Genomic DNA, 11902 nt, shown 5'->3' on the forward strand with positions numbered 1-11902 from the left:
GCGCCGCCTGGCCCTCGATCCCAGCAACGGCCCTCAGCCGCGCGCCATCCGCTGCGCCTTCGCCGGCAGGAAGGCCGGGTTCCACACCGCGTCCGCCTTCGGCCTGAGCTTCAGCCCGAACACCTCCGTCACCTCGTCGATCTGCTGCTGGAGATTGCCCGCCACCACATCGCCGATGCCGTTGGCGCGCGACTCCGCCGTCGCGATGTACTGCGCGGTGATGCGGAAGCGCTCGACCTCGGTCGCCTCGTCGAGCAGGCCCTCGCGCTGCTTGACGAAGGCCACGCCCGGCGCCGGATCGGCCAGGCATTCGAGCAGCGCCCGGTTGGTCGCGCGCACGAAGCCGGCCACCGCCTTCGGGTTCTCGGCGACGAGCTTCGACGCCGCGAGCACCGCGTTGCCGTAGAGCACCACGCCGCTGTCGGCAAACGGCAATACCGCCAGTTCGGCCGGCTTCATGCGCTGGAACAGCGACAGCGCCGAATCATGGAAATAGGTCGCGCCGTCCACATCGCCGCGCACCACAACGTTGTCGCGCGCGCTGAAATCGGTCGTGATCCAGTTGAGCGAATTGGCCGGCATGCCGAGATGGCGCGCTGCGATCGGCCAGGCGCGCTTGGTCGATTCGACCGCCGCCGCCGCGATGTTCTTTCCGGCCAGGCTTTTGAAATCGGAAATGCCGCGATCGCGCCGGCCGATGATCGCGAATGGCGCGCGGTTGTAATACTGATAGACCGCCTGCACCTGCGGCACGCCATTGTTCTGCGCGGTGAATTCCATCAGCGAATTCAGATCGCCGAATCCCATGTCATAGGCGCCGCTCGCCACGCGCGTGATCGACGCGACCGAACCGCTGCCCACGTCGAAACTCACCTCCAGCCCTTCCTCGCGGTAATAACCCTTGCCGAGCGCGAGAAAGAAGGGCGCGACCTGACCCGTCACCCGAAAGTCGAGCGTGAAGCGGATCTTGGTAAGCGACGGCTGGCCAATCACGGCCGGTGCCGCGAGCGCGCCGAGGCCGGCGGCGGAAAAGCGCAGGAAATTGCGACGGGAAGGCGAAGTCATGACGGTTCCTCTTGTGTGAAATGTGGCGCCGGATCACGGCGCCTGCGCCGGGGAAAACGGGCGATTCGGCAAATGCAGGCCGAACGCGCCCCTTGCCGGAAAACTCGGGGTTTTCCGGACGGAAAGGAAAAGGGATTGGCTGCGCGGGTTATCGACGCACTTGCTCGAAACCCGCAGGTGAATTGCCGCTAGCCTAAGCTGGCACCGCGGCCGGCCATTGATGAGCGAAATTCACCCGGTAATCGGCGGCATCACCGCCTGCTCGTTCGCATTGCCGCGATGGATTTCCTGCTCGCCGTGGCGGGTGAGCAATTCCATGAGCTTCTTGCGGATGAGCATGCCGGGCCGGTCGCTCGGCATCGAGTATTCAACGCCGCGCCGGCGGGTATCGATGACGGCATCGGCGTCGGTCGATTCGAGAATGTCCTTGTCCTCGCGCGTGATGATCTCGTCGAATTCGATCAGCATCCGCGCCGGGCAATCCTCCTCGCGGTCATTGCGGAACAGCCACTGGCAAAGCTGGATGTGCCCGTCGTCGATCGGCGTGAAGCAATTGATGATGATGTGCCGGATGCCCGACGGATATTCGATGTCGAGCCGGCGCGAAAATGGCAGGAAATAGGCATTGCGCATGTGGCGGGTCGTGATCGCGTCAGTCACGCCGCTGATGCGGTGGTATTGCGCCGGATTGGCCGCGTCGATGATCGTCTCGGCGTAAAAGCCGCTGTCGTTCTCGACCAGTTCGTATTTGCTCGGCCTGGGCTGGGCAAACACGCCGAAGGTTGCGCGGTGCACGAAGCTGAAATGCGAATTGTCGAAGGAGTTTTCGAGCGCGCGCATCGGGCTGGTATTCCAGGTTTCGTGAAACTGGAAGATCGTGCGGAAGGCCGGATCGTCGAATTCGGGCACCGGCGGGATATCGGCAATCGGCTCGTCGAGCGCGACCCAGGCATAGCCGTATTTCGCCTGACAGTGATAGGCCGGCGTGCAATAGCCGTCGGGCACGGGCTTGCCGGCATCGAGCTGGGGAATGTGGATGACCTTGCCGGCGCGGTCATAGGCCCAGCCGTGATAGCCGCATTGCAGCGTGCCCTTGAGCGCGCCTTCCGAGGGACAGAAGCCCTTGGAGAGCCTTGCGGTACGGTGGCAGCAGCGGTCTTTCAATGCGGCCGGGCGGCCGTCGGCGTCGAGAAACAGGACGATGTTCTCGCCGAGCAGAGTGAAAGGCCGCGGGCCGTCGGCCAGATGGCTGAGCGGCATGACCGCGTGCCAGAACTTGCGGAAGATGGGCTGCCGGGTGGTCAGCATGAATGCCTCGCGTCTTGAAGGTTGCAATGCCCCGGCATGCCGCATTGCACGGCACGCAATCAGGGCGCTTCAAGAGCAATTTCCGGCCGCCCCGGGGTGAAATGCGCCGTGGTGGTGCGTGGCGCGGGTGGGGCGGTGAACGCTTCTACTCTCGGTAGTTTGCGAAGCAAACTCGATGCCTATGAGCTGCGGGTACTCGGCTTCTCTTTCTTGAGGGAGCCTTTTTCTAGCTGATAATTCATGGAATCAAAAAGGAAATCGGCAAGAGTCTTTGCTGAATTAACTGCCAGCTTTGCATGGTGACGATTTGGCTTGTAAGTCACGCCATGAGAGTCCGACATCTTGTTGCGCATCGTTGCCAGCCCATTCACGATATTCATAAGTCCCGACAACACCTGCTTTAGGGCGTCAGAAATATCCTGGCGGCTCGGGTCAAGATTCAAGAGTTTGCGGGCGCGATTGAAAAGTTTTGCGAGATCGCCATCGCTGCTTGGTGTGTAGCTTGAATCCAATTCGGATTCAATTTTTATGCAAACTGATTCGAGGAGGGTTCTGGCATTTGTGATTGCGCCGGAGTAATCATTGCATTCAATCTTTTCTCTGCATTTTTTGATTTGTTCTTCGATGATTAGTTCAGTTAGTTCGGAGGCGGTTTGGAAGCGATTTTCCACATCGATTATGGTTCCTGCAAGCTCTCTTACTTTGTAGAAATGCCCGTCCAAGACAACTTCATAGCCATCATATTTCAATAGTTCGTTAACTTCGGTGGCGCACTTTTGCACCGTCCATTCTAAGTGGTCATGCTTTTGCAGTTCTGTCCATAACCTGGGGTCAAGCAGATCATGAAGGACTTCACGCATCACAGGTTTATTGTTGAGCAGGGTGACTTTGTCTTGCGCGTATGAGGCTCTTGAAGGAAATCCACCTTCTCATGGATAGACATCTCGAAATCCATATTTGTTGAAAAAATCAACTGGATCGACGCCGCGGCGATATGGCCATCCGTCAGGATTGCCAGCAATAAATTCGCCTAGTTTTTGTAAAGCATAGTCGGAAAGTTTCATCTGATAAATTCCTTGTGTTATCCAGTTGTTGAAAGCTTTTGTGGCTATTGATTCCAGTGAAGGTCCAGGCGCCGCTTACTGTTTGCGCAGTCTTTCAAATAAAGATTAATCAAACTCTGATACGGAATCCCCGTCTCCTCCGCCAACCGCTTGAAATAATCCAGCGCCTCCGCATCCAGCCGGATCGTCACCGACTTCTTCACCTGCTTCGCATACGGATTCTTCCGCGCGTTGCTGAAATCGTATTCATCCCTCATCGCCATCTCCCTCAACCGTAGGACGCCGCTTCTCGCGTGGTCGCCTTTCGTGCCGAAATGATGCGGATGACATTGCCATCGGCACGGTAGCAATGCACGACCACAAGCAGCCGCAATGACGAACTCATTCCGAGCAGAAGAAACCGGTCTTCATCTTCGGAATGATCGGGGTCGTCGATGAGCAGGCCGTTTTCGTCGGCGAATGCGCTGCGGGCTTCCTCGAAGCTCACGCCGTGCTTGGCCTTGTTGGTCGTGGCCTTCGCCGGTCCCAGTCGAAGCGGATCGTGGTCATGCCGAGTGTACGTACTGCGTAAGTACGCGACAACGAGTCGAAAGCCGTGATTCGACGGCGCGTCCCCGGCGCGATGGGCGGGCAGGAAACGGATGTCCGAAGAGGTCGGACACAGGAAGGAAAAACGGCGGGCGGGCCCTGCGTCAGTTGCCGCGTTCGGCGCGGGCAGGCCAAGGCAGCCTGAACCCCGTCACCAACCCCGTCCCCACCAGCACCAACCCCGACCCCGCCACCGTGTGCCAGCCGATCCGCTCCCCCAGAAACACCACCCCCCAGAGCATCCCGAACACCGGCACCAGAAACGTCACCGTCAACGCCGACGCCGCCCCCACATCCGCCACGAGCCGGAAATACAGCAGATAGGCCAGCCCGCTGCACAGCACGCCGAGCGCCAGCACGCCCGCGAGCACCGTCGGCCCGGGCAGGGCCGCCGGCAGCGGCGCCGACAAGGCCATCAGCAGCGCGAAGGCCGTCGCCGCCCACAGGCTGCCGCTTGCATTGGCCACCGGCTCCACCGCGCGCGCCGACTTCGCATACACCGACGACACGCCATAGCTGAGCGCCGCGCCGAGCGAGGCGGCGATCGCGAGCGGCGCGCCGGCCGGCAGGTGCAGGCTCTCGACGCCCGCGATCAGCGTCACGCCGAGCACGCCGCAGCCGAGGCCCGCCAGCCGCGTCGGCGCGAGGCCGCCGCCCGCCATCGCCGCGCCGATCAGCGTCGCCCAGGTCGGCGCGGTCGCGTTGAGGATCGCGAGCATCGACGACGGCAGCGTGCGCGCCGCGACGCCGATCAGCACGAAGGGCAGGGCGGTGTTGAACAGCCCGAGAAACAGGTAGTGCCGCCAGTGCGCGCGCCAGTCGAGCGCGCGCCCGAGCCGCCAGGCCACCGCGCAGAGAAACAGCGCGCCCAGCCCGATGCGGCAGAAGCTCATCCACCCCGCGCCGAGCGCCGGCACGCCGTGTCGCATGAGCGGAAACGACGCGCCCCAGATGGCGGACAGGCAGAGCAGGCGGAGGAGGCTGGCGGTGTTCATGCGGCTGTGGCGAGGCGGGGGCGCGGGCGGGTGCTTTCGGCCGGGCAGGTCGCGCGAAGGCGGGGCCGGCGAGACCGGCGGGCGGTGGCGGGCGGCGAGTATGGCTGCCCGGCGCCGCCGCGCACTCCGTTTCCTGCGACTGCCGTCCGGCGCTGCCGGCCGCGAGGGGTGGATGAGACCGCCCTCACGAGCTGTATATTCGACCAGTATCCAGCGCCCGCCCGCCGCCTCATGCCCGCCCAGCCCCAGCCCTCCGACACCGACCCGCTCGCCACCCTCAATCCCGCCCAGCGCGAGGCCGTCGAATACGGCATCGGCGCGGCGCGCGAGGCCGAGACGGCGCCGCTGCTCGTCATCGCGGGCGCGGGTTCGGGCAAGACCAACACGCTCGCCCACCGCGTCGCGCATCTGGTGGCCCATGGCGCCGATCCGCGCCGCATCCTCATGCTCACCTTCTCGCGCCGGGCGGCGGCGGAGATGACGCGGCGTGTGAGCCGGCTGCTGAGCCGTCGTCTCGGCCTGCGCGCCGACGCGGCCGAGAGCTGCCTCGACTGGGCCGGCACCTTCCACGCGATCGGCGCGCGGCTGCTGCGCGAGCACGCCGAGCGCATCGGCCTCGCGCCCACCTTCACCATCCACGACCGCGAGGATTCGGCCGATCTGCTCAACCTTGTGCGCCACGAGCTGGGCTTGTCGGCCAAGGCGAAGCGCTTTCCGACCAAGGGCACCTGCCTCGCCATCTATTCGCGCGCGGTCAACACGACCGACGATCTGGACGTGGTGCTCAAGACGGCCTTCCCGTGGTGCCTCGAATGGGAGGCCGAGCTGAAGCAGATGTTCGGCGCTTATGTCGAGGCCAAGCAGAAGCAGGCCATCCTCGATTACGACGACCTGCTGCTGTGGTGGGCGCAGATGATGGAAGTGCCCGAACTCGCGGCCGAGGTGGCGGCGCGCTTCGACCATGTGCTGGTGGACGAGTACCAGGACACCAACCGGCTCCAGGCCGCGATCCTGCTGGCGCTGCGGCCCGACGGGCGCGGGCTGACGGTGGTGGGCGACGATGCCCAGAGCATCTATTCGTTCCGCGCGGCGACCGTGCGCAACATCCTCGACTTTCCGGCGCAGTTTGCGCAGGCGGCGCGCGTGGTCACGCTCGACCGCAACTACCGCTCGACGCGGCCCATCCTCGACGCGGCCAACGGCGTGATCGGGCTGGCCGCCGAGCGCTTCACCAAGAACCTCTGGACCGAGCGCGAATCCACCGCGCGCCCGCGTCTCGTGACGGTGTACGACGAGGCCGAGCAGGCGCGCTTCGTCGCCTCGGCCGTGCTTGAGCGGCGCGAGGCGGGCACGCCGCTCAAGCGGCAGGCGGTGCTGTTCCGCAGCTCCAGCCACAGCGCAGCGCTGGAGGTGGAGCTGACGCGGCGGAACATTCCGTTCGTGAAGTTCGGCGGGCTGAAGTTTCTGGAGGCGGCGCATGTGAAGGATCTGCTCGGCGTGCTGCGCTGGGCCGACAACCCGCGCAACCGGCTCGCGGGCTTCCGCGTGATGCAGCTGCTCGCGGGCATCGGTCCGGCCACGGCGGGCAAGGTGCTCGATGCGATGGAGGCGAGCGCGACGCCGTGGCTGGCGTTCGACTGCTACGAGCCGCCGGCAGCGGCGGCGGGCGAGTGGGAGGCGCTGGCGGCGCTGATGCGGGCCTTGCGCGGCGCGCGGGCGGACGCCGGAGGGGCGACGACGAGCCAGGCGTCGGCGTCGGTCGGCGCCGGTCCGGCGGAGCAGGGCGTCGCAACGCCAGCCGTACCCGCCGGCTGGCCCGCCGAGGTCGAACTCATCCGCCGCTGGTACACGCCCTTCCTGGAGCGCCGCTTCGACGACGCCCTCGTGCGCGAGGCCGACCTGCTCCAGCTCGAATCCATCGCCGCCACCTATCGCAGCCGCGAACGCTTTCTGACCGAACTCACGCTCGACCCGCCCGAGGCCACAAGCGATGAATCGGGCGTGCCGCTGCGCGACGAGGACTACCTCATCCTCTCCACCATCCATTCCGCCAAGGGCCAGGAATGGGAGGCGGTGAGCCTGCTCAACGCGGTGGACGGCTGCCTGCCGTCCGACATGGCCACCAGCTCCGCCGCCGAGATCGAGGAGGAGCGCCGCCTGCTGTACGTGGCCATGACGCGCGCGAAGGACGCGCTGGCGCTGGTGATTCCGCAGCGCTTCCACGTCACCGGCCAGACGCCCGGCGGCGACCGCCATGTGTTCGCGGCGCGCACGCGCTTCATCCCGGCCGCGCTGCTGCCGCTGTTCGAGCAGGCGAGCTGGCCGCCGCCGTCGCCGCTGTCGCATGAGGCGGCGGCGATGGCGCGCGAGGCGGCGAAGCGGCCGGTGATCGACCTCGGCGCGAAGCTGCGCGGGCGGTGGGGGTAAGTGGCGGCGCGGACCTTGCCTGACCTCGTCTTCCCGCCAACAAAACCCACGCGCGAGCCATCCATGACCGACAGCCTCACCCTCAGCCCCGACGCGCCCGACACCATCGACGCCCCGGCCCGCTATGGCGTACCGCCCAGCCTGCATGTGGACGTGTATCTCGAAGGCGAGCGCGAGTTCTGGCGCCTCGACGAGCCGACGCTCGTGCACATCGACGGCCAGCCGCTTGTGCTGCCTCCCGACCTGAGCGCCGCCAACCTCACGCTCACCCAGGCGATCGCCGCGCCCGACGGAGCCACCGTCGTGCTGCTGCTGCGCGATCGCGTCGCCACCACGCCGGGCGCCGCGCCCAACGGCTATGTGGCCGTCGCGCGCCGCTTTGCCAAGGGGGAGCCGCCGGTCTGCGTGTTCTTCCATGACGCGCTCGATGCCGTCGATGCCTCCGGGCCACCGGCAGTCTGAGCCTCGGGCCGGCAGCCTCGGCCACCCGCGCGGACGGCTCGGACGGGCAAACGAATGTGTATCTACCTAAGCTCGCCATGACAACGCCAGCCAACATCCTCGTCGGCACGGCCTCGTGGGCCGACAAGGGCCTGATCGCCACGCGGCGCTTCTATCCGCCCGGCTGCAACACGGCCGAAGCGAGGCTGCGTCACTACGCCTCGGTGTTTCCGCTGGTCGAGGTGGACTCGAGCTGGTACGCGCTGCCGTCGCGCCGGAATGCGGAGCTTTGGCGCGATCGCACGCCCGCCGGCTTCACCTTCAATTTCAAGGCCTTTCGCGTTTTTACCGGTCACCCCGCCGATGCCTCGGTGCTGCCGGCCGACCTCCGGACCGCACTCGGCGCCCGACCGGGCGATCGCTACAGCTATCGCAAGCTGCCCGGCGAAGTGATCGACGAACTCTGGCGCCGCCAGATGGATGCGCTGCTGCCGCTCATTGATGCCGGCAAGTTCGGCGCGCTCCTGTTCCAGTTCGCGCCCTGGCTGCGGCGCGACCGGGCAGGGCAGGCCCATGTCGGGGATTGCGTCCGGTCGGCCACCGACGCCTTCGCGGCCGCGCGTCCCGGAGTCGAGCCGCCGCTGCTCGCGGCCGAGTTCCGCGACCGCAGCTGGTTCGCCACGCCCGCCGCCTGCATCGACACGCTCGACCGCGAGCGCGAACTCGGCCTCGTGAACGTGGTGGTCGACGAACCCCAGGACTGGCGCAACACGATCCCGGCAGTCTGGGAAGTGTCACAACCTAAGCTGGCAATACTCCGTCTGCACGGACGAAACGAGGCCGCATGGGGCAACAGCGCCGCAACGTCTTCAGCAAGCCGGTTCGACTACGACTACTCGGCGGCGGAGCTCGCCACGCTCGCCGATCAGGCCCGGATGCTCGCCCTCGACGCCAAACGCCTGCATGTGGTCTTCAACACCAACCGCGAGGACCAGGGGCCGCGCAACGCGCTCGGTTTCATCGACGCGCTGGCGGGTTGAGGACGGGCAGCGGACCCGACGTCGGCCCGCCGGCGCGACCGGGCCGGCGCGAAGCGAGAGCCCGGCCACCGCGTTCAGTCGTCCTGCGCCTTCAGGTTCACGTACAACGCCCAGAGCAGCACCCCGGCCACCAGCACGCCGAGCAGCACGTTGTTCTCGCGCACCGCCGCGAGCGCCGGATCGCAGCCGAGCAGCGCCATGCCCAGCACCACGAACAGGCCCACGCACACCAGCAGCCCGATCACATAGGGCCGGCCGAGGCGCTGCACCGTGCATGACGCCCACCAGGCCACCGCGCCCAGCAGGGCGAGCAGGCCCAGCACCTTGGCCGCGAGCCTCAGCTCGTGCCGGTTGGGGCAGACGAAGCGGCACAGTCCACCCGGCCCCGCGTTGCCGGCCGGCACGAAGGCCTTGCGCAGCTGCGCCGGCAGTTGCAGCGCGCTGTTGAACTCCGCCGTCGGCAATTCCCACACCGCCACGCCGGCGAAGGCGTCGGCCAGGTAGGCGAGGTCGTCGTTGAACTGCACGAGGTCGTCGGTGCCACGCTCGGCCGGCACGGCGGGCGCGGTCTTGGCGTCGGCGGCCTGTCCATCGGCTGCGGCGTCGGCTGCGTCATCGGCCGGCGCCGCGAACACCATGCCGGCCGGCGCCGCGTAGGTGCCGAGCGTGAGCATCGGCACCAGCTTGCGCACGAGGATGCGGCGGTTGACTCCGCGCACCGCCTGGGTCCGGTCCACCGCTGCCTTCAGCAGCTTGGTGGTCAGGCGGGTCGGCTCGTTCATGAGCACGATGAAGTTGACCGTCACCGGCGTGCGCGAGCGGTAGTCCGAGCCGCTCTCGCAGATGCGCCGCTCGCCGCCGCCGAGGTCTTCCACCAGCGGCTGCTCGGCCATCAGCAGCAGCTGGTAGAGCATGCCCATCGAGTAGATGTCGGTGGAATCGGGCGTCTGCTCGCGCACGAACAGGTCGTAGGGAATGACGAGGTTGAGCGCCACCTCGCGCGGCGAGGCTTGCAGCCGACCCACGAGCTGGCGCAGCAGCAGCTGCATGAAGTCGTTGTAGCGCCGGACGGTGTCGGCCGAGCCGGGATCGTCGGCGCTGACGCGCGGCGGGTCGAAGAACAGCGTGACGCCGTCGCCCATGCGGTCGTGGCCGTCGAGGCCGAGATCGGGCAGCAGGGTGGCGAGGCCGCGCGCGCGGTCGGTCGAGGGCAGATCGATCTGGGCGACCAGGTTCTGCGTGAGCCGGTCGATCGCCAGCGGCACATGGCCGCGCGGCAGGCCGGGCAGGCTCTTGAGGTCGCCGACCGGCCAGCCGGCCTCGGCGGGCTGGCAGCGATGGGCGTCGTCCCTGCCGCTGGCGTCGGCGATGCGCTGCGAGAGCCAGCCGCGCGCCCGGGTGGCGAGCGAAGCATCGCTTTCCCGGCGCAAGGGCGTGAACTCCGCGACGCTGCCGCCCTTGTCGAAGGCGAGCAGGCTGGCGAGGTCGTCCCACTGGCCGCGATGCACGACGTAGTCGAGCCGGCTGTCGTAGCGGTGCGGCAGCAGGTCGATGCCCGAGCGCGCGTTCCAGTGCGAGCCGGCGCCGACCAGGCCGCCGCCGCTGTCGAAGGTGGCGCCGAGGTAGCCGAGCCGCCTGTAGCTGCCGAAATCGACCGCCGGCGGGGCGGCCGGATCCTTCTGGCGCCAGAACGGGTACATGCCGTAGGTGAGGCCCTGGATGTCCTCGGCCACGCAGGCGCAGTCGGGCGTGGCGGTCCAGGGCGCGTGGTCGGTGGGCGGATCGTCGGCCGGGCCGGCGGGCGCGGCGGAGAAGCTGTAGTCCGACTTGCGCGCATAGGCCACCGCCACCGAGCGGATGTAATCGGGCAGCAGCTCGGCGGCGGCCGTGCGCGGCGTGAGCCGGGTGGGCGGCGGCACGATCGGGACCGGCGGCTGGGTCGGGTCGAAGCAGGCGCGGATCTGGCTGCGCGCCTGGGGCACGGTGAGGATGGCCCGGCGCACGAACAGCTCGCGCACCGCGTCGCAGGTGAAGTCTTCCAGCGCGCTCTCGAACTGGGCGCGGCTCGGAAACTCGACGCCGGCCATGCGCTTGAGCACCTCGGCCGTGCCCTTGGGAATGCTCTCGGCGATGCGGGTGGGCAGGACCGGCTCGTCGGGCGGCGGGCTGGTGGCGCCGCTGGCCTTCCAGGCCAGATAGGGCTTGCCGGCGAGGATGTCGTCGACGTCCTTCGGGTCGAGCCGCCACACCAGGGCGCGATGGCGCTCGGGCAGCGGGATGTCGAGCGCGGCCACGTCCACGGTCGGCTCGGCCGGCGGGGCGGGCCGGGGCGCGGCCGGCTTGCCGCTGGCGATGCGCAGCGAATAGGTCTGGCGCGCGTCGCTGCCGCCGCCGTCGGTCACGCGGGCGACGAAGCTGAAGCCGCCGGCGGCCTCGGGCGTGCCGGCGAGCCTGCCATCGGCACCGAGCGCGAGGCCGGCGGGCAGGGCGCCGCCGTCGAGCGCGAAGCGGTAGGGCGGACTGCCGCCGCCGGCGCGCAGGGCCTGGTCATAGGCCTTGCCGACCGTGCCGCCGGGCAGCGGGGCCGCCTTGATGACCAGTCTCAGCACCGGCGCGACCGGGTTCATGCAGCGGCCGTCGCTGCCGGTCTGCTGGCAGGGGTCGGGCGTGGCGGCAGTGGCGGCCGGGGTCGGCGCGGCGGGCAGCGGATGCGCGTCGAGCGGCGTGACGCTCTGCGGCGTGCCGCCGACGGTCGCATCGGCGGCCGGGCGGGCGGCGCCCGCGCCGGCCTTGTCGGTCTGGGCACCAGCGCGGGCATGGAGCGCAAGCGCGCCGACGCCGGCCGCCAGCGCGACGGCGAGCGCTGCGCTCAGGGCGCGCAGGCCGCGCGTGGTGATGCGCGTCGGCGCCGGGGACGACGGGCGTGCCGGGCGACCCGGTGGCGGGGGCGTGGTCACGGAAGACTCCTTGGTGT

General features: G+C 67.8%; 11 protein-coding genes. 3 read left to right on the plus strand and 8 right to left on the minus strand.

Annotated features, from left to right (window positions below):
• Nucleotides 1-33: 33 nt before the first annotated feature.
• The 7 genes from H566_RS0109375 to H566_RS0109395 form a co-directional block, all read right to left on the minus strand.
• Nucleotides 34-1065, minus strand: a complete 1032-nt coding sequence (locus H566_RS0109375; RefSeq protein WP_028311237.1) for an ABC transporter substrate-binding protein — start codon at nucleotides 1063-1065, stop codon at nucleotides 34-36.
• A 231-nt stretch (nucleotides 1066-1296) separates the two neighbouring features.
• The gene (locus H566_RS0109380) at nucleotides 1297-2373 is read right to left on the minus strand and encodes an aromatic ring-hydroxylating dioxygenase subunit alpha (RefSeq protein ID WP_028311238.1); all 1077 of its coding nucleotides are present in this window, start codon (nucleotides 2371-2373) and stop codon (nucleotides 1297-1299) included.
• Between the two features lie 179 nt (nucleotides 2374-2552).
• Nucleotides 2553-3233, minus strand: a complete 681-nt coding sequence (locus H566_RS28215; RefSeq protein ID WP_084544919.1) for an abortive infection family protein — start codon at nucleotides 3231-3233, stop codon at nucleotides 2553-2555.
• A 69-nt stretch (nucleotides 3234-3302) separates the two neighbouring features.
• Nucleotides 3303-3437 carry a hypothetical protein gene (locus H566_RS30365; protein ID WP_281173119.1) on the minus strand — a complete coding sequence of 45 codons (135 nt, stop codon included), beginning with the start codon at nucleotides 3435-3437 and terminating at the stop codon, nucleotides 3303-3305.
• A gap of 44 nt (nucleotides 3438-3481) precedes the next feature.
• Complete coding sequence (locus H566_RS0109385; RefSeq protein WP_028311239.1) at nucleotides 3482-3694, minus strand: BrnA antitoxin family protein; 213 nt, start codon at nucleotides 3692-3694, stop codon at nucleotides 3482-3484.
• Nucleotides 3695-3705: 11 nt separating this feature from the next.
• Nucleotides 3706-3924 (minus strand): BrnT family toxin, encoded by a 219-nt coding sequence (locus H566_RS28220; RefSeq protein WP_245591315.1) that lies wholly within the window; start codon nucleotides 3922-3924, stop codon nucleotides 3706-3708.
• 205 nt (nucleotides 3925-4129) lie between these two features.
• Nucleotides 4130-5020 (minus strand): DMT family transporter, encoded by an 891-nt coding sequence (locus tag H566_RS0109395; RefSeq protein ID WP_028311240.1) that lies wholly within the window; start codon nucleotides 5018-5020, stop codon nucleotides 4130-4132.
• Nucleotides 5021-5251: 231 nt separating this feature from the next.
• Between H566_RS0109395 and H566_RS0109400 the strand changes: the two genes are divergently transcribed.
• From H566_RS0109400 to H566_RS0109410, 3 genes are all read left to right on the plus strand, one after another.
• Complete coding sequence (locus H566_RS0109400; protein WP_028311241.1) at nucleotides 5252-7447, plus strand: ATP-dependent helicase; 2196 nt, start codon at nucleotides 5252-5254, stop codon at nucleotides 7445-7447.
• Between the two features lie 63 nt (nucleotides 7448-7510).
• A complete protein-coding gene (locus tag H566_RS0109405) occupies nucleotides 7511-7909 on the plus strand; it encodes a hypothetical protein (RefSeq protein ID WP_028311242.1) in 399 nt (132 codons plus the stop codon).
• 77 nt (nucleotides 7910-7986) lie between these two features.
• Complete coding sequence (locus tag H566_RS0109410; RefSeq protein WP_028311243.1) at nucleotides 7987-8928, plus strand: DUF72 domain-containing protein; 942 nt, start codon at nucleotides 7987-7989, stop codon at nucleotides 8926-8928.
• Between the two features lie 74 nt (nucleotides 8929-9002).
• Here the strand turns inward: H566_RS0109410 and H566_RS0109415 are convergent, their stop codons facing one another.
• Nucleotides 9003-11885 carry an Ig domain-containing protein gene (locus H566_RS0109415; RefSeq protein ID WP_156924356.1) on the minus strand — a complete coding sequence of 961 codons (2883 nt, stop codon included), beginning with the start codon at nucleotides 11883-11885 and terminating at the stop codon, nucleotides 9003-9005.
• Nucleotides 11886-11902 lie beyond the last annotated feature (17 nt).

Origin of the sequence: Derxia gummosa DSM 723, from assembly GCF_000482785.1 — a bacterium.
GTDB lineage: Bacteria > Pseudomonadota > Gammaproteobacteria > Burkholderiales > Burkholderiaceae_E > Derxia > Derxia gummosa.